This is a genomic window from Acinetobacter schindleri (genome assembly GCF_010918895.1).
Classification (GTDB): domain Bacteria; phylum Pseudomonadota; class Gammaproteobacteria; order Pseudomonadales; family Moraxellaceae; genus Acinetobacter; species Acinetobacter schindleri.
Genome location: NZ_CP044483.1, coordinates 2,017,768 through 2,035,152, shown reverse-complemented (window position 1 = coordinate 2,035,152; position 17,385 = coordinate 2,017,768). Strand labels below are relative to the sequence as shown.

Below are 17,385 nucleotides of genomic sequence, written 5' to 3'. Positions count from 1 at the left end.
TGGCTCTCCCACCTGGGCTCGAACCAGGGACCTGCGGATTAACAGTCCGTCGCTCTACCGACTGAGCTATGGGAGAATAGATTGGCTCTCCAACCTGGGCTCGAACCAGGGACCTGCGGATTAACAGTCCGTCGCTCTACCGACTGAGCTATTGGAGAATCTGAAAGCGATTATAGAGAGATTTAAAAAGGGGTCAAGGCACTTTTAGAAAAAAGCTGTAGAAATTGAATCAAGTGTTTTAAAAATAGTCGAAAAGGTTTTTAGTTCAAACTGTTATATTTAGGTAAAACAGGCCAGCAGTCAGATTTTAATAAGCCTTAATTCTTGTAAATGATCTGAAACATCGGAAATGATGTGGCACAGCGCATGTAGATCAATATGATTTCAATCTAAAAATATAGATATAAAAAAAGCCCACTTCGCAATGAGTGGGCTTTCTGGAATCTTGGCTCTTCCACCTGGGCTCGAACCAGGGACCTGCGGATTAACAGTCCGTCGCTCTACCGACTGAGCTATGGAAGAATAGATGGCTCTCCAACCTGGGCTCGAACCAGGGACCTGCGGATTAACAGTCCGTCGCTCTACCGACTGAGCTATTGGAGAATCTGATGCGCATTTTAGGCAGGAAAAGAAAAGCCGTCAACCAATTAATCGAAAGAAATGAAATGTTTGCTTTATAAATATGCGTTTATAACTTAAAAATAAAAAAATCACCCACGAGGGGTGATTTTTTAGACTGGAAATAAAGAATTATTTCTCAACACCAGCAGCTTGACCTGCATATTTCGCGTTTGCGTAGTCCCAGTTCACCAGGCTTTCTAGGAAAGTAGAGATGTATTTAGGACGAGCATTGCGGTAGTCGATGTAGTAAGCGTGTTCCCAAACGTCAATTGTCAACACAGCAATTTTACCGTGTGCCATTGGAGTATCAGCATTAGACGTTTTAAGAATAGAAAGGTTGCCGTTAACTTCGTCAGCAACTAACCAAGCCCAACCTGAACCGAATTGAGTTGCAGCAGCATTGGCAAATTCTTCAGCGAATTTTTCGTAAGAGCCGAAAGCTTCATCAATTTTTGCAGCTAATGGGCCAGTTGCAGCACCACCGCCATTTTTTGCCATACAGTTCCAGTAGAACGTGTGGTTCCAAACTTGAGCCGCGTTATTGAAGATACCTGCTTTAGATGAATCGCCAGCAGAAGCCAGGATGATTTCTTCTAGAGTTTTGCCTTCAAGCTCAGTACCAGCGATCAGGTTGTTCAGGTTAACCACGTAAGTATTGTGGTGTTTGTCGTGATGGTATTCTAAAGTTTCTTTGCTGATGTGTGGAGCAAGATCTTCGTAGCCGTAAGGTAATGCTGGTAAAGTAATGGTTGTCATGTTTTCAATTCCTTGCATTTTGCTGGGTTTTGACAATAAGTGGCTTTATTGTAATAGAAAAACAGGCAGAAATGCGCATTGCAGATAAATAAGAATACAGAATAAAGCCTGAAATTATACGTATAAAGCCGCTGTCAAATACCATCAGGTGAAATTAAATCGGATTGTTTAATTCGAAATAACTATACTCAATATTGAACTGCTGGGAAATAGCTTTTGCAAGGCGTTGAACACCATATTTCTCGGTTGCATGGTGACCACAGGCATAATAATGCACATCCAGTTCCTGAGCTTCATAGAAGGTCCGTTCAGACACTTCACCAGAAATATAGGCATCACAGTTCTGTGCTGCAGCTTTTTGAATATAATCCTGCGCACCTCCAGTACAGAAACCAACTTTACGAATTTCAGTTTTGCCTGCTGGTAAATGAATCGCATCAAAGCCCAATTTTTCAGAAACGTAAGACTTAAATTGCTCGGGTGTCATGGCCTGTTTTAAATAGCCAATATTGCCAATTGGACGACGTTCATTTGGATCTAATTGTTCCAGATTTTCCAGTTCCAATAGGTCGGCAATTGCCGCATTATTTCCCAAAGTCGGATGACTGTCTAAAGGCAGGTGATAGCCAACCAGTGAGATATCATGTTGAATTAGCGTCTTAATCCGTTTACCGCGCATGCCAGTAATCTGGTAGGGTTCACCCTTCCAGAAATAGCCATGATGTACCAGTAGGAGATCCGCACCCTGAGCAATTGCGGCTTCAATGGCTCCTTGAGAAGCAGTTACAGCACACAGAATTCTATTGACCTCAGACTTACCTTCAATTTGCAAACCATTTGGGGCATAGTCCTTGAATTCATGTGCAATCAGCGTTTGGTCGCACCATTGAATAATGTCCTGCAATCTGACCATAAATTTCTCTCTAAACCTTTCAATTGTTATCATCAAAACATATTTTGAATTGTAACTAAAGCAGCACAAATCTCTTTTGCTTTTTTTATGTTTAGTTTTGTGTTTAGCTTTACAATAGAGCACAAATTGCTTAGTCATCAATAAATTAAAAATATTGTCAGAGGATAATAAAGTGCGTCGGACCTTTACATGGTTACCTTGGGTGTTGCTGATCTTAGTGATCATCGTCTTTCTAGGTTGGCAACAGTTGCAAAAGCCAAAAGCACCTGTTGCGCCAGATGGCGTCAAAATGCCTGCTGAAAAAGTTGAACCATTACTGGATACTTCACGTGCTGGTGGGGTGGTTTCCTACAGCGCTGCGGTGAAAGTGGCTGCACCGGCTGTAGTGAATATCTTTACCACACAAAAAGTAAAGAGACAGGATAATCCTTTACTGAATGATCCTGTGTTCCGTGAGTTTTTCGGTGATCAGTTGCCAGAACAGTTCTCTCAGGGGCCAAATGAAAACAGCTTGGGCTCAGGCGTAATTGTGCGTGCAGATGGTTATATTCTGACGAATAATCATGTGATTGCGCAGGCTGACCAGATCATTGTCGCCTTAAATGATGGCCGCCGTGCTGAAGCAGAAGTGATTGGGACTGATCCAGATACTGACCTGGCAGTGATCAAGATTGAACTGGATAAATTACCGGTATTGCCATTTAAACTGAGTGGTAATGAAGTCGGTGATGTCGTTCTGGCGATTGGTAATCCGTTCGGTGTGGGTCAAACCGTGACGCAGGGGATTATTTCTGCGACGGGTCGTTCTGATCTGGGTATCAATACCTATGAAGACTTTATCCAGACGGATGCAGCAATTAATCCAGGAAACTCAGGTGGTGCCCTGATTGATGTTTCAGGGAATCTGATTGGGGTGAATACGGCAATTTTCTCTCAGTCTGGCGGTTCATTAGGCATTGGTTTTGCAATTCCAGCCAAAGTCTGTCAGCAGATCATGAATGCCATTTTGAAAGACGGCCGTGTAGTGCGTGGCTGGTTAGGTATTAGCTTGTTGCCGCCACAACGAAATGATGTAATGAAACCATCTGAACAGGGTGTGACTGTGGCAGAAGTATTGCCAAATGGTCCTTCCGCCCAAGCAGGTATTCAGCGTGGCGATAAGATCATCATGGTCAATGACGAACAGATTACTTCAGCCTCACATCTGATTAACTACGTAGCTCTGCAAGCTCCAGGTAGTAAAATTAGGATTGAAGTGGAACGTGAAGGTAAAAAACAGGATCTGGAGGTTGTGGTGGGTGAACGTAAACAGCAGCAAAATACATCATCGCAATATATTCCTTTACCAGAATAAAATTTAAATCGCTTAAAAAATCTCTCCTGGTGAGGGATTTTTTTATGACTAATTTTTATTTTTGGTTTACAAAACACGAATATTTTATGTGATTTAAATCATTTAATTTCATTGAATAAAATCAAAAAAGAGTAAAAACAATGAGTTTTATGACTGCGGACCAGGCCAAAGTTTTATCGAATGTAGTCAACTTGAATATTGAAATGTATAAGCCCCGTTTGGCTCAATTAATTGAGGATAATGCCCGACAAGGCAATACTGCTGTATTGACAGTATTTCCAAAACATTTGCCTTTAGAAGAGATTCGTGGTCTTTCGGCAGAATTGACTGAACTGGGCTATAACGTACGTTTTGAGGTGCAGGAATTTTATTATAGCTTTAATGTCTACTGGCTATAATTTTATCAATTGTTCAAAAATAGTCTTATTCAGGCATATATTTTGCTGTATTCATCTCATAGTTCAAATATGAGAGTTTTATGTCTTTGTTTATTCACTCTGCAGCACAGGCACATGCGCCTTATATAGTGCTTTCCTCCGGCTTGGGCGGACATGCCAGCTTCTGGAATCCTCAAATTAAAGCCTTACAGCAAAATTTTCATGTGGTGACCTATGATCAGGAAGGTTGTCATGCGGATTCTGAACTCTTGCCCATGCCTTATTCCGTAGATCATATGGCTCGGCAGATCCTAGATTTATTGATCAGTCATGATATCCACGAATTTCATTTTATTGGACATGCGTTGGGTGGGCATATTGGTATGCAGCTCGCAACCTATCAGGCGGAGAAAAAATTTAGGTTGCTGAGTTTGACCATGTTGAATGCCTGGGGAGAACTGGACTCACATACCCAAAAATGTTTTCAGGCAAGGACTTCTTTATTGCTGAATAGTGGGGCAGAGGCTTATGTGAAAGCACAGGCTTTATTTCTTTATCCGCCGCAATGGATCTCGACTCATATTGATCAGTTAACTGAAGCAGAAAATAAGCAGCTTTTAGATTTTCCTCCAATTTCAAATGTTCTAGCACGCTTACAAGCTGTACAGGCCTTTAAACTAAACGAAGAGCATCAGCAAGCACTCAAAGATGTTCGTGTGCATCTGCTTGCTAATCAGGATGATTTTCTGGTGCCTTATCAACGTTCACAGCAATTACAACAATACCTGCCGCATAGTCACCTCATTTTGCTTGATACAGGTGCACATGCATCTACTGTGACCGAGACAGATCAGGTGAATCAATTGATCCTTTCCTTCCTGATTTCCCCTTAATTGGATGATTTTTTAAAAGCCAGACCTAGTGTCTGGTTTTTTATTTTTTCTAATCAATCATTTTTGTAGCATCAGCATGGTTTTTACTTCGAATTGATGCATGAACTGCAAATGCACAAATTGCTACGAGTGCACTTGAATGAAACAGTATGTTCAAAATTGACTCATAGGTAAAAATAGATATTTTACTAAAAATTCAAAAAATAAAATATTAAGTTTATGATATTTATAAATTAAATATAGTTGGCACACGCTTTGCAATGTTTATCTTGTAAATAAAATTCCCCGAAGTGGAATCAGAATTTTGAATAAGTGTTAAAAATAATGAGGTGTGAAAATGAAAATAGGTGTCTTCTGTCCAATCGGAAATAATGGCTGGTTACTCTCTGAAAATGCACCGCAGTACATGCCGACTTTTGAGTTAAACAAACAAATCGTACAGCGTGCTGAGCACTATGGTTTCGATTTCGCACTTTCCATGATCAAGCTGCGTGGCTTTGGTGGCAGGACTGAATTCTGGGAACATAACCTGGAAACTTTCACCCTAATGGCAGGTCTTGCTGCTGTCACCAGCAAAATTAAAATTTTCGCAACTGCCGCAACTCTGGTGATGCCACCTGCAATTGTCGCGCGCATGGCATCAACCATTGATTCGATTTCAAATGGCCGTTTTGGTCTGAATGTCGTAACTGGCTGGCAGCCACCTGAATATACCCAAATGGGTATGTGGCCAGGTAATGACTATTTTGGCAAACGCTATGAATATCTGTCTGAATATGTACAAATTCTGCGTGAACTTTGGGCGACTGGTAAATCAGACTTTAAAGGCGAACATTTCCAGATGGAAGATTGCCGTGTTAGCCCACGTCCACAAGCCGACATGAAGATTATCTGTGCAGGTCAATCTGATGCAGGTTTAGAGTTTTCTGCACAATATGCTGACTATAACTTCGTGTTTGGTAAAGGCCTGAATACTCCAACAGCTTATGCAGAAATTAATGACCGCCTCAAAGAAAAAACAGATGTGACTGGCCGTGATGTACAGACTTATGTGCTGTTTATGGTGATTGCTGCAGAAACCGATGAAGAAGCGCAAGCCAAATGGCAGCACTATAACGACGGTGCCGACATGGAAGCGATTAACTGGCTGATGAATCAGGGTGGTAAAGATACTACTTCCGGGACAGATACCAATATCCGTCAAATGGCTTCTAGCGTATCTCCAGTCAATATCAATATGGGTACGCTGGTGGGTTCTTATGAAAATGTGGCACGAATGTTGGATGAAATTGGCGAGATCAAGGGTACTGAAGGTGTGTTACTGACTTTTGATGATTTTATTCAAGGCGTTGAAGATTTCGGTCAAAAAATCCAGCCACTGATGAAATGCCGTGAGCATATTGTCATTGAAGGTGAAGCACCAGTTTTGGAGAAAAGTGCATGAGTGAGTCAGTGGTAACAGCCGGTTTTACTGAAAAACTCGGCACAGGAAAAACGCTTAAAGCTGAACCAGAAGCGATCTGTCTTGCACCAGAACAGACAGCCTTGATTGTGATTGATATGCAAAATGCTTATACCTCTCAGGGTGGCTATCTGGATCTGGCGGGCTTTGATGTCTCAAAAACCAAGCCAGTAGTGGAAAATATTAAAAAGGCTGTTGATGCCGCACATGCAGCCGGTATTCAGGTGATTTATTTCAAAAATGGATGGGATGTAGAATACAAGGAAGCGGGCGGTACGGATTCTCCAAATTTCCATAAATCCAATGCCTTAAAAACCATGCGTAAACGGCCTGAATTACAGGGGCAATTGTTAGCAAAAGGTGGTTGGGATTTTGAACTGATTGATGAGTTAAAGCCACTGCCACAAGACTTGGTGATCGAAAAGCCACGTTATAGCGGTTTCTTTAATACCGCGTTGGACAGCATGTTGCGTGTCCGAGGTATTCGCAATCTGGTCTTTGTCGGAATTGCCACTAATGTGTGTGTGGAGTCAACGCTACGTGACGGCTTCTTCCTGGAGTATTTCGGTGTCGCACTTGCTGATGCCTGCCATCAGGCAGGCCCAGCCGAAGCTCATGAAGCCAGTCTGTATAACATCAAGACCTTCTTTGGTTGGGTGTCAGATACTGCAAATTTTGTAGATACCTTTCAAAAAGAAAGTGAGTCACTAAAAGAAACTAAATTAGCTGTAAGCGCATAAAGAATTAAAGATCAGAATTAAGGAAAAAATAGTATGCCTAAAGAAATCATTATTCCAGCAGGAACCTCGAAACCATTAGCACCTTATGTACCGGCAACCAAGGCAGACAATATTGTGTATGTATCCGGTACATTAGCTTTTGATGAAAATAATAATGTGGTGCATGTCGGTGATGCCGCAGCACAGACCCGTCATATTCTGGAAACCATCAAGCGTGTGATTGAAGAAGCCGGTGGCAGCATGGATGACGTAACCTTTAACCATGTGCTTGTCAAAGACTGGGCAGATTATGCCGCGATTAATGCAGTGTATGCAGAGTATTTCCCGGGAGATAAGCCGGCCCGGTATTGCGTACAGACAGGTTTGGTCAAACCTGATGCGCTGGTCGAAATTGCTTCGATTGCCCATGTATAAGTCGATCCACCTGATTCAATCTCATTACTAGATGCCCCAGGTCTGAAACTGAATATTGACTTGGGGGCGGGAGAACAGCATGAATGCCAAACTATCTAAAATCATCACAGAAACAGTTGCAGAAAATAACGCATTAAATAAGGTTTTGGCGACTAACGCATCAGATGACATCTTTACCCAAGTTGATCAGCAGATTTTCCGTCAAGGCATGTCCAATCTCGGGGCTGCAGTCAATGTCATTACCACGCAAGGTGAGGCAGGACAGGCAGGATTTACTGCCTCAGCCGTATGTAGCGTGACGGATACACCACCAACGTTGTTGGTGTGTCTGAACCGTTCTGCTTCAGTCTATGAAACCTTTAAAAAGAATCAGGTGTTGTGTGTGAATACATTGGCATCACATCAACAACATCTCTCCAATCTGTTTGGTGGAAAAACACCAATGGCAGAGCGTTTCAGTCAGGGGAACTGGAAAACCTTGGTGACCCAGTCGCCTGTACTTGAGGATGCCTTAGTCAGTTTTGACTGCGAGGTGGTCCAATGTTTATCTGTAGGCAGTCATGACGTGCTGTTCTGTGAAGTGAAAGCCATGTGCCAGAGTCAAGGCAATGCGCTGATGTATTTCAATCGTTCTTACTGTGAGCCACACAAAATGTGCTAATTCAATTCAATCCTAATCAAGGAGGGGAAGCCGATGCAAGAAAAAGAAACGTGGTTTCCAAAATTTAAGCCTTATCAAGGCAATCTCGATACCACACCCGTGCAAACAGATGAATATCTACCTGCTGGGAAAAGTATTATTCTCGGGTTACAGCATGTGTTTGCCATGTTTGGGGCAACCGTGCTGGCACCCTTATTAATGGGGTTTGATCCTAATCTTACGATTTTTATTACCGGGATTGGAACCATTTTATTTTTCCTGATCACGGGCGGTCGATTGCCTAGTTATCTGGGATCAAGTTTCGCCTTTATTGGTGCGGTCGTCGCAGTGACGGGATATTCTGGAGTTGGAGCGAATCCAAATATCGGACTGGCCCTTGGCGGCACCATTGCTTGCGGTATCGTTTATGCCTTAATTGGACTGCTGGTCATGAAAACCGGTACCAACTGGATTGAAAAACTGATGCCACCTGTAGTGACAGGCGTGATCGTGATGATCATCGGTTTGAACTTGGCGCCCGTGGCGATTAAGAGTGTTTCAGCGAACCAGTTTGATTCGTGGATGGCTTTAATCACCATTATCTGTATCAGTGTGATTGCTGTGTTTACCCGAGGAATGGTACGCCGTCTATTATTGTTATTGGGCTTATTATCTTCCTACCTGATTTATTTCCTTTTCACCAATGTGATGGGCTTCGGACCTGCGATTGATTTTACCAAAGTCAGTGAAGCAGCATGGTTTGGTTTGCCAAATTTCCAGAGTCCGGTCTTTGAAATGAATGCCATGCTGATGATTGCACCAGTGGCAATTATCCTGGTTGCAGAAAATCTGGGGCACTTTAAGGCAGTCTCTGCGATGACCGGTAAAAACCTGTCACCGTATATGGGACGCGGTTTCTTTGCTGATGGGGTGTGTACTTCATTGTCAGCTTCTGTCGGTGGTACAGGCATGACCACTTATGCCGAAAATATCGGTGTAATGGCAGTCACCAGAGTTTATGCAACCACTGTATTTGTCTTTGCTGGTATCTTCGCAATTTTACTCGGACTTTCGCCTAAATTTGGCGCAGTGATCAGTACCATTCCAGTGGCTTTATTGGGTGGTGCATCGATTGTCGTATTTGGTCTGATTACGGTGGCTGGCGCGAAAATTTGGGTAGATAACCGTGTTGATTTCACCAAGAACAGTACGCTGATTATTGGTGCCGTGTGTCTGATCATGGGTACAGGGAACTATAGCTTGCAGATCGGTGGTTTTGATCTGGGTGGTATTGGTACCGCAACCTTAGCCGCAATTCTATTGAATCTATTCCTGAACCGTGGTGAAGATAAAGAATTACCAGCATCTGAACCAGCTGAAACTGTAACCGAAGTTGAGGCTAAGCCAGTCGTTTAAAATGAGGAGCATTTTTTGAGTCATACAATTGCATTTTTAGGACTCGGGGCAATGGGCTGGCATATGGCCTCCCATTTGCCAAAACTCGGACATCAGGTGTGGGTCTGGAACCGTACTGAACAGAAAGCTGTAGCGCATGCCGAAACTTTTGTAACGCAGGCAGTTGGTATTGAGCAGGCGGTTCAGGCAGATTTTATCTTTTCCTGTTTACCGACCAGTCAGGATGTAGAAGCATTAATTGCAGCTCATCCACCCAAACAAGGTGCAATCTGGATTGACTGTACCAGTGGTGTACCGGAATCAGCACAGAAACTGGCGAAGCTCTTGGAGCAACAAAGCAGTTTTTATCTGGATGCACCGGTTTCTGGCCAAACCATTGGAGCGGAACGCGGTACTTTAACTGTGATGGTCGGAGGCAATGAACAAGCCTTTGAACAAGTCAAGCCGATCATTGATGCCTTTGCAGGTTTGATTGAATATGTGGGAGAAAGCGGTTCTGGTTTTGCGGTGAAAGCCGTGAATAATACCTTAATGGCGACTCACTTATGGGCATTGGCTGAAGGGCTGACTGTGCTGAAAGGACAGGGAGTTGATTTAAGCAGTGCACTAAACTGTATTAATCATTCTAGCGGTAAAAGCAGCATGTCGGAAAATATCATGGCGCAGCGTGTACTGAGCCGTGAGTTTCATAAAACCTTTGCGCTGGATCTATTGCAGAAAGATATTGGTATTGCTTTAGAACTGGTGCAACAGCAGCAACTGGATTTATCAGTCATGTCATTGGTGCAACAACAGTTCCAGCAGATTGCCAGACCTCAGGCTAGTCAGCTGGATTTTTCCGCTGCGGTACAAGGGTTGGAACAACGTACACGAATTGAATTAAGGGGTTAAAGACTTTCTTATAAATTGCTATTCATAGAGAACCTATTAATTTTGAATTAAATCCATAACGACAGATTTACTAGCAAAAATATGAAAAGCCGGGAATTTAATAACTCTCGGCTTTCTTATTGATCATTATTTTAAATAGCCTAAGCAATTTTTCAATTTAACTGATATTTGAGCAATTTAAATAAATAGATTTCTTTTATAAATTAGAAAATGATTGTTCATTAATATTTAATGTTCCTTCTCCCTTAGGGATGAGGAGCATGCTCCGCAAGAGGATGAGAAATTTTTTATAAAGAACCTCTCTTATGAGGAGAGGGAATTTCATAAATAATCTTTAATCATTAAGAATTATTTATGAAAGAGCTTTAATACACTTATATTTATTTCTCTCGATTCGCTTCATATTCCTGAATCACTTCAAGTGCAGCACGAAAAGCTTCCTGGGTTGCCGGTGCGCCGCAGTAAGGCAAACTATGCAGCAGCACTTCCTGAATTTCCTCAACCGTTGCGCCATTATTCAGCGCACCTCGCACATGGCCTTTCAGTTCAGTGGGACTTTTTTGCGCGGTCAGGAAGGCAATGGTAATTAAAGAACGATACTTACGCGGTAATACACCTTCACGTTGCCAGGTCGAACCCCAGGCATGTTCATTAATCCAGTCCTGTAGAGGCTGGGTAAAAGGCACGGTATTTTCCTGAGCACGCTGCACAAAGCTTTCGCCCATTACTTCGGTACGAACTTTCAAGCCATTTTCATAATCTTGTTGTGACATGCTTTATCCTCAATTTTCTTATAGGGCTAGCTTAGTACTTTTAATCTGAAATACCATCGTGCAATAGTCGTAAAAAAGTGGCTGAAAAGCCACTTGTGAAGCTTCCAGAGTAAAGTAATAAAATGACTTCACTCTGGAATTTATTACACCTTAAATTCAAGTTTTATTTAAGGTGATACTGAGTGTGAAGGATCAGTTTGCACTGAAGTATCCGTTCCTTTGGCATCCGCTTTCATGAGATACGGATTTTCAAGCTCTAATACCTCATTCAAATGCAGATCAAATACATCGGTCAACATGCTGTCATAACGTCGCGCATTATAGTGCAAGAGTTTTTCTGCTTCCTGATCATTAATAAAGCCTTGTAGCTGTGCATCGGCTACATGGTCGGCAAAACTGAGTCCTTTAAATTGTCCTTTATTTTCAGCTTTTTTAAAGCGATCCCAAAGCTTTTCAATCTCCAGTAGCAGATTGAAAGTTGATTCCATACGGCCAGTGACATCATTTTCATGAGTATTGTAATAGACATGTTTTTTGAGCACTTGGCGGAACGCATTGTCTTCCATCATGCTATTGGCGACCTGCTGTTTCAGCTGATCTGACGGCTTTTTCAATGAACGGCCAAATGGGAAACAGATGAATTTGACCATGCCAGCTGCAACACCTACCGGGAAATTCGCAAATAAGTCATAAAACGCTTCCTGAGCGGTATATAAAGATTTTTCAATCGCCAGTTGGGCATGCAGACATTCAGCTTCTGTTTTTTTGCTATGCTCAAAAAACTTGAGAATTGCCGATGCAATAAACAGGTGAGCATGAATGTCGGCCAGACGACCCGAAAGCATTTCCTTACGTTTAATATCCCCCGCCAACAGACCTAAACACATATCTGCGGTCAGGGCAAAGTTAGCACTGAGCCGGTTAATGATCTTATAATAAGGTCGGGTAAAGTCAACCGCACTTTGTGGTGCTGAATTTGAACCGCCACTAAAGGCATAGGCAAATGAACGGGCCGTCCGGTTAAAGGTATAACCTAAATGTTTAAATAATAAATTATCGAAGGGATCAAGAGCTGCTTTCGGATCTTCAGCTTGCAGAAGCTGTAATTCTTCATATAAATAAGGGTGGCAGCGCATCGAACCTTGACCAAAAATCATCAGGGAACGGCTCAGAATATTAGCACCTTCGACTGTAATTGATACTGGAATCGCTTGATAGTTTAAGGCCAAAAAGTTACGAGGCCCCATTTGAATGGCACGACCACCGACAACATCCATACCATGGTTAACAATTTTACGCATAGTTTCAGTGGCATAGTACTTGGCAATCGCCGTCATCACTGCCGGTTTCCCGCCTTGATTTAGACCACAGGTCACTAAATAGCGAAAAGCTTCCAGCATATAGGCATCACTGGCGATTTCACTATTGGCTTCCTGCACCCCTTCAAATTTACCCACTGAAATTTTAAATTGCTGGCGAATCCGTGAAAATGCACTGACATTCAAATAAGTCATCTCGGCACTAGAGGTAGATAAAGCTGGCAGAGAAATACCACGGCCGACAGCCAGACATTCCATCAACATGCGCCAACCTTTACCTGCATTTTTTACGCCACCGATAATCCAGTCAAGAGGAATAAATACATCCTTGCCTTCAACGGTACCATTCATAAACGGTGAGCCAGGATGGTGCCGTGGACCAACGATGACGCCTTGGTGATCGGCAGGTAACAGGGCGCAGGTAATCCCATAGTCAGTTTTATCCCCCAATAGATGATCCGGATCATACATTTTAAAGGCCAGGCCTACTACTGTTGCAATCGGCGCCAAAGTAATCCAGCGTTTGGAAAAATTCATCCTCAGACCAAGCACTTCCTGACCTTCAAACTGGCCATAGCAGACCACGCCGGTATCTGGAATGGCGCCGGCATCTGAACCTGCCTCTGGACTGGTCAAACCGAAACAGGGAATTTCTTCGCCGCGTGCCAGCCCTGGCAGATAACGGTTTTTCTGCTCTTCGGTACCGTAATGGAGCAACAGCTCACCCGGACCGAGAGAGTTAGGTACCATACAGCTGACTGCAGCAGTGAGAGAACGCGAAGAAATCTTGCTCATGACCCGGCTTTGAGCAAAGGAACTAAAGGCACGACCGCCATATTCTTTGGGAATAATCAAACCGAGGAAACCATTATCTTTAATATACTGCCAGATATGTTCAGGCAGCATTTTTTTCTCATGGATTTCCCATTCATCTAACATGCTACATAGCGTTTCAACTTCGTTATCCAGAAATGCCTGCTCCTCGACCGATAATTTTGGATAAGGATAATTATTAAAGGTTTCCCAGTTGGGCGCTCCCATAAAAAGTTCTTTTTCCCACCAGCTGGTACCGGAATCCAGCGCTTCACGTTCTGTCGGGCTAATGCTTGGCATGGCATCTGCTAAAGCCTTATAAGCTGGCCTGGAAATAAAAGACATACGCAGAGGATCAATTAGCACGACCAGACTAATCAGAATTAGGGGAATACCGAGTAATAGCGACCAAGGGCTGATGAATGCACAGACCACTGACATGATCATCAGGGTAATCGCACCAGTGGTACGGGAAAATTGAAAGAAGAAAATCGCCCATAAACTGGCAAGTAGAAGAAGCACGGCAAAAATAAATAGCATTGTTATATTTCTCCAGGGTTATACAACTGTGCCGCTGCCAGTATTAATAATGTGTTTTCTTAAAACTTGACGATATTTTTGCATCATTTAAGAATTAGGCAAGTTCACAGCTGTTCTTGTGAGAACTATCGTTATTAAATATTTCAACGACATATTAAAGTGTTTTAACTATTTTTGAGATTGTTTGAAAAGTAAGCAGTATTCAAGTGAGAACACGCAAAGAAATGTGAAGATAAGTAATAACTTAATGAATGAAGACGAGAAAAAAATTATTAAAGATTAAATTAAATTTAAACTCATAAGCTATAAAAAAGCCCTCTATTTAAGAGGGCTTGGGCTGAAGCGATTTTTAAGCTTCAATCGTCTGAACAGTGATTTTTTTTGCCGGATCAACTTTACGACGTACTGCTGGAACCGGTTCGCCGTAGTATTGACGATCGGCAAAGTAGCTTGAACGTACCATTGGAGCCGACCATATATTCTTAAAGCCAAGCTTACGGCCATGTTCTGCGTAGCGCTCGAATTCTTCTGGTGTTACAAAGCGGTCAATTGGCGCATGCTGTTTAGAAGGCTGCAAGTACTGACCAATCGTTACATAATCGACCTCATGTGCTTTCAGGTCATCCAGCAGCGCAATAACTTCTTCTTCAGTTTCACCAATGCCGACCATCAAACCACATTTGGTTGGAATATCCGGGCAGTATTCTTTAAACATTTTCAGCAGGTTTAAAGAGTGCTGATAATCAGAACCCGGACGCATCGCTTTATACAGACGTGGCACAGTTTCAATATTGTGGTTAAACACGTCTGGTGGACATTCAGTCATGATACGTAGCGCAATATCCATACGACCGCGGAAGTCAGGAACCAGGATTTCTAATAAAGTTTTTGGACTCAGTTCACGTGCTTCTTTAATACAATCGACAAAATGCTGTGCACCGCCATCCAGTAAATCATCACGGTCTACCGAAGTGATTACCGCATATTTCAAACCTAAGTTAGCAATCGTTTCTGCCATATGGCGCGGTTCATCTGGATCTAGTGCATTTGGACGGCCATGTGCCACATCACAGAACGGACAGCGACGGGTACAGATATCACCCATAATCATAAAGGTTGCTGTACCACCGCCAAAACATTCAGGCAGGTTAGGACAGGCGGCTTCTTCACATACGGTATGTAATTTTTGCTGACGAAGTGTAGTTTTAATACGTTGTACTTCTTCAGGTGCGGCCATTTTGACGCGAATCCAGTCCGGCTTCCGTGGTGTTTCAACCGTAGGTACAACTTTTACAGGAATACGGGCGACCTTTTCCGCGCCGCGAAGTTTGACACCCTGTTCAGGTTTACGGTTTTCAGACATATTTAACTTTTCCACTGTTTTTGAAGGGAGGAGATAATCAAAGATAGCGTTTTTATTATAACGGACTTAGCTACAAATGGGGCAAAAAGGACTATTCATTTAAAAAATGTTCTCATCACATAATATATGTCAGTTAAATACACCAAAATGACATGATTTACGTCATAATATGGCAAACAGATATTGCAGATGAATTTAATTTATAAAGGAGCGTTGAATGCCACGTAAGAAAGAGGTCGTTAGTGGGACTTTCGTTAAGTACGATGCGGTAGTTCTAGGTTCAGGCCCTGCGGGCGAAGGCGCGGCAATGAAACTTGCCAAATCGGGTAAGCGCGTTGCAATCGTTGATATGCGTGAACAACTTGGTGGTAACTGTACGCATGTTGGTACGATTCCAAGTAAAGCATTGCGTCAAACGGTATCAAGCATCATCCGTTATCAACGTGATCCAATGTTCCAGAAAGTCGGTGAATGGAAACAGTTCACTATGAAGCAAGTGCTTCGTAATGCGCATAAAGTGATTCAACAGCAGGTTGAAACACATTCACGTTTTTACGACCGTAATAAAATTGATATCTTCCATGGCCGTGCCTATGTTCAGGATGAAAATACCATTTTTGTATTTACTCCAGATGGCATTAAGGAAACGATTCAGTTTAAACAATTAGTAATTGCGACAGGTTCTCGTCCTTATCGTCCGGAAATCCTAGACTTTAATCACCCACGTGTATTTGATTCAGACAAAATTCTGGATCTGGATTATTCAATCCAAAAAATCATTATTTATGGTGCAGGTGTGATTGGTTGTGAGTACGCATCGATCTTTATTGGTCTGGGCCATAAAGTTGACCTGATCAATACGCAACCGAAGCTACTTAGCTATCTGGATGATGAAATTTCCGATGCCTTGTCTTATCACTTGCGTGAGCAGGGCGTGTTAATCCGTCACAATGAGCAGATTGATTACCTTGAAACATCTGATGATTATGTGGTTCTACATACACAAAGTGGCAAGAAAATTAAAGCAGATGCCATCCTTTGGTGTAATGGTCGTTCAGGGAATACTGATGGTTTAGGTCTGGAAAATGTTGGCTTGAAACCGAACAGCCGTGGTCAATTGACTGTAAATGATCAATATCAAACCGAAGTCGAAAATATCTACGCTGCGGGTGATGTGATTGGCTGGCCATCTCTTGCTTCTGCTGCCTATGACCAAGGTCGTTGTGCAGGTGCAAACATGAGTGGAGAGAAAGATGTTGCACCAGTGACAGATATTCCGACAGGTATTTATACCATTCCAGAAATTTCTTCAATTGGTAAAACTGAACAGCAGTTGACTGAAGAAAAAATTCCGTATGAAGTTGGCCAAGCTTCATTCCGTCATCTGGCACGTGCCCAGATTACCGGTGATACGGTAGGTGAATTGAAGATCCTGTTCCATCGTGAAACATTAGAAGTTTTAGGCGTTCATTGTTTTGGTAACAATGCTTCTGAAATTATCCACATTGGTCAGGCGGTAATGAACAGCCCGAACAATACCATCAAGTATTTCGTGGAAACCACGTTTAACTACCCAACCATGGCGGAAGCATATCGTGTAGCGACACTGAATGGTATGAACCGTTTATTTTAATTTGATTAATTCAAGTTAGATCAAAAACCCGTAAGTATTTGCTTGCGGGTTTTTTTATTGGAATGGTTTGAGCATACAACTATTAACCTATGCCATTTGAAATGAAGAACAGGATTATCAAATTAATTTTTTAAGCCGCCATTTTTCGGCATTCTTCAGCACAACGACGGCATGCTTCGGCACACTGCAGGCAATGATCGTCTTGATGTTGACCACATTCTTCTGCACAGTAGTCACACGCTTTGGCGCAGAGTTCACACATCTCATGCATGAAAGGAGACTGTTTCTGTTCCATACGGGCGCAAAGCTGGCAAATATCTGCACAATCCAGACAGCGTTGAATACATTCCCGCATCATCTCCAGATCTTCTTCTTTAAGACAGGCGCTAGCACAGTTGGCACATGCGAGTGAACAGCTCATACAGGCCCGAACACAATCTGAAAATTGAAGCTCATTCATGGTCTTT

16 protein-coding genes and 4 tRNA genes are annotated in these 17,385 nt (G+C 42.6%); 10 read left to right on the top strand and 10 right to left on the bottom strand.

Annotation, left to right across the window (positions count from 1 at the left end; all coding sequences use genetic code 11):
• From FSC11_RS09875 to FSC11_RS09850, 6 genes are all read right to left on the bottom strand, one after another.
• Window positions 1–76 (bottom strand) — tRNA-Asn (locus tag FSC11_RS09875).
• 6 nt (window positions 77–82) lie between these two features.
• Window positions 83–158 (bottom strand) — tRNA-Asn (locus FSC11_RS09870).
• Window positions 159–446: 288 nt separating this feature from the next.
• Window positions 447–522, bottom strand: a tRNA-Asn gene (locus FSC11_RS09865).
• A 5-nt stretch (window positions 523–527) separates the two neighbouring features.
• Window positions 528–603, bottom strand: a tRNA-Asn gene (locus FSC11_RS09860).
• Window positions 604–750: 147 nt separating this feature from the next.
• Window positions 751–1,377, bottom strand: coding sequence for a superoxide dismutase (locus FSC11_RS09855; protein ID WP_004810573.1), 627 nt, complete (start codon window positions 1,375–1,377; stop codon window positions 751–753).
• Window positions 1,378–1,531: 154 nt separating this feature from the next.
• Window positions 1,532–2,290 (bottom strand): Nif3-like dinuclear metal center hexameric protein, encoded by a 759-nt coding sequence (locus FSC11_RS09850; RefSeq protein ID WP_163166647.1) that lies wholly within the window; start codon window positions 2,288–2,290, stop codon window positions 1,532–1,534.
• Between the two features lie 172 nt (window positions 2,291–2,462).
• Here FSC11_RS09850 and FSC11_RS09845 point away from each other — a divergent pair, with 172 nt between their 5' ends.
• The 9 genes from FSC11_RS09845 (at window position 2,463) to FSC11_RS09805 (ending at window position 10,477) form a co-directional block, all read left to right on the top strand.
• A complete protein-coding gene (locus FSC11_RS09845) occupies window positions 2,463–3,644 on the top strand; it encodes a trypsin-like peptidase domain-containing protein (RefSeq protein WP_004810569.1) in 1,182 nt (393 codons plus the stop codon).
• 140 nt (window positions 3,645–3,784) lie between these two features.
• Window positions 3,785–4,042: a hypothetical protein gene (locus FSC11_RS09840; protein WP_163166645.1), complete on the top strand. Its 258-nt coding sequence runs from the start codon at window positions 3,785–3,787 to the stop codon at window positions 4,040–4,042.
• A gap of 80 nt (window positions 4,043–4,122) precedes the next feature.
• A complete protein-coding gene (rutD, locus tag FSC11_RS09835) occupies window positions 4,123–4,914 on the top strand; it encodes a pyrimidine utilization protein D (RefSeq protein WP_163166643.1) in 792 nt (263 codons plus the stop codon).
• 337 nt (window positions 4,915–5,251) lie between these two features.
• The gene (rutA, locus tag FSC11_RS09830) at window positions 5,252–6,358 is read left to right on the top strand and encodes a pyrimidine utilization protein A (RefSeq protein ID WP_163166641.1); all 1,107 of its coding nucleotides are present in this window, start codon (window positions 5,252–5,254) and stop codon (window positions 6,356–6,358) included.
• The gene (gene rutB / locus FSC11_RS09825) at window positions 6,355–7,116 is read left to right on the top strand and encodes a pyrimidine utilization protein B (protein WP_163166638.1); all 762 of its coding nucleotides are present in this window, start codon (window positions 6,355–6,357) and stop codon (window positions 7,114–7,116) included. The genes rutA and rutB overlap by 4 nt, the downstream gene beginning before the upstream one ends.
• Window positions 7,117–7,149: 33 nt before the next feature.
• Window positions 7,150–7,530 (top strand): pyrimidine utilization protein C, encoded by a 381-nt coding sequence (rutC, locus tag FSC11_RS09820; protein ID WP_163166636.1) that lies wholly within the window; start codon window positions 7,150–7,152, stop codon window positions 7,528–7,530.
• A gap of 145 nt (window positions 7,531–7,675) precedes the next feature.
• Window positions 7,676–8,191: an NADH-dependent FMN reductase RutF gene (rutF, locus tag FSC11_RS09815; RefSeq protein WP_373683632.1), complete on the top strand. Its 516-nt coding sequence runs from the start codon at window positions 7,676–7,678 to the stop codon at window positions 8,189–8,191.
• Between the two features lie 33 nt (window positions 8,192–8,224).
• Window positions 8,225–9,586: a pyrimidine utilization transport protein G gene (rutG, locus tag FSC11_RS09810; RefSeq protein ID WP_004782746.1), complete on the top strand. Its 1,362-nt coding sequence runs from the start codon at window positions 8,225–8,227 to the stop codon at window positions 9,584–9,586.
• 51 nt (window positions 9,587–9,637) lie between these two features.
• Window positions 9,638–10,477: an NAD(P)-dependent oxidoreductase gene (locus tag FSC11_RS09805; RefSeq protein ID WP_264821157.1), complete on the top strand. Its 840-nt coding sequence runs from the start codon at window positions 9,638–9,640 to the stop codon at window positions 10,475–10,477.
• Between the two features lie 380 nt (window positions 10,478–10,857).
• On the opposite strand, the gene FSC11_RS09800 is transcribed toward FSC11_RS09805, so the two are convergent.
• The 3 genes from FSC11_RS09800 to lipA all read right to left on the bottom strand — a co-directional run bounded on the left by FSC11_RS09800 (window position 10,858) and on the right by lipA (window position 15,285).
• On the bottom strand, window positions 10,858–11,250 hold the full coding sequence (locus FSC11_RS09800; RefSeq protein WP_163166632.1) for a carboxymuconolactone decarboxylase family protein: 393 nt from the start codon (window positions 11,248–11,250) through the stop codon (window positions 10,858–10,860).
• A 167-nt stretch (window positions 11,251–11,417) separates the two neighbouring features.
• Window positions 11,418–13,922: an acyl-CoA dehydrogenase gene (locus tag FSC11_RS09795; protein ID WP_163166630.1), complete on the bottom strand. Its 2,505-nt coding sequence runs from the start codon at window positions 13,920–13,922 to the stop codon at window positions 11,418–11,420.
• Between the two features lie 349 nt (window positions 13,923–14,271).
• Window positions 14,272–15,285 carry a lipoyl synthase gene (lipA, locus tag FSC11_RS09790; RefSeq protein ID WP_048881541.1) on the bottom strand — a complete coding sequence of 338 codons (1,014 nt, stop codon included), beginning with the start codon at window positions 15,283–15,285 and terminating at the stop codon, window positions 14,272–14,274.
• A gap of 217 nt (window positions 15,286–15,502) precedes the next feature.
• Here lipA and sthA point away from each other — a divergent pair, with 217 nt between their 5' ends.
• The gene (gene sthA / locus FSC11_RS09785) at window positions 15,503–16,918 is read left to right on the top strand and encodes a Si-specific NAD(P)(+) transhydrogenase (protein WP_004810544.1); all 1,416 of its coding nucleotides are present in this window, start codon (window positions 15,503–15,505) and stop codon (window positions 16,916–16,918) included.
• Between the two features lie 130 nt (window positions 16,919–17,048).
• Here sthA and FSC11_RS09780 read toward each other — a convergent pair whose 3' ends face one another.
• Entirely contained in the window at window positions 17,049–17,378 is a 330-nt protein-coding gene (locus FSC11_RS09780; protein WP_004893963.1) for a four-helix bundle copper-binding protein, read from the bottom strand.
• Window positions 17,379–17,385 lie beyond the last annotated feature (7 nt).

Excerpts from the sequence above, each read along its gene's own strand:
- FSC11_RS09855 (WP_004810573.1), bottom strand. The coding sequence starts at position 1,377 with ATGACAACCATTACTTTACCAGCATTACCTTACGGCTACGAAGATCTT.
- FSC11_RS09850 (WP_163166647.1), bottom strand. The coding sequence starts at position 2,290 with ATGGTCAGATTGCAGGACATTATTCAATGGTGCGACCAAACGCTGATT.
- FSC11_RS09840 (WP_163166645.1), top strand. The coding sequence starts at position 3,785 with ATGAGTTTTATGACTGCGGACCAGGCCAAAGTTTTATCGAATGTAGTC.
- rutD (WP_163166643.1), top strand. The coding sequence starts at position 4,123 with ATGTCTTTGTTTATTCACTCTGCAGCACAGGCACATGCGCCTTATATA.
- rutA (WP_163166641.1), top strand. The coding sequence starts at position 5,252 with ATGAAAATAGGTGTCTTCTGTCCAATCGGAAATAATGGCTGGTTACTC.
- rutB (WP_163166638.1), top strand. The coding sequence starts at position 6,355 with ATGAGTGAGTCAGTGGTAACAGCCGGTTTTACTGAAAAACTCGGCACA.
- rutC (WP_163166636.1), top strand. The coding sequence starts at position 7,150 with ATGCCTAAAGAAATCATTATTCCAGCAGGAACCTCGAAACCATTAGCA.
- rutG (WP_004782746.1), top strand. The coding sequence starts at position 8,225 with ATGCAAGAAAAAGAAACGTGGTTTCCAAAATTTAAGCCTTATCAAGGC.
- FSC11_RS09805 (WP_264821157.1), top strand. The coding sequence starts at position 9,638 with ATGGGCTGGCATATGGCCTCCCATTTGCCAAAACTCGGACATCAGGTG.
- FSC11_RS09800 (WP_163166632.1), bottom strand. The coding sequence starts at position 11,250 with ATGTCACAACAAGATTATGAAAATGGCTTGAAAGTTCGTACCGAAGTA.
- FSC11_RS09795 (WP_163166630.1), bottom strand. The coding sequence starts at position 13,922 with ATGCTATTTATTTTTGCCGTGCTTCTTCTACTTGCCAGTTTATGGGCG.
- lipA (WP_048881541.1), bottom strand. The coding sequence starts at position 15,285 with ATGTCTGAAAACCGTAAACCTGAACAGGGTGTCAAACTTCGCGGCGCG.
- sthA (WP_004810544.1), top strand. The coding sequence starts at position 15,503 with ATGCCACGTAAGAAAGAGGTCGTTAGTGGGACTTTCGTTAAGTACGAT.
- FSC11_RS09780 (WP_004893963.1), bottom strand. The coding sequence starts at position 17,378 with ATGAATGAGCTTCAATTTTCAGATTGTGTTCGGGCCTGTATGAGCTGT.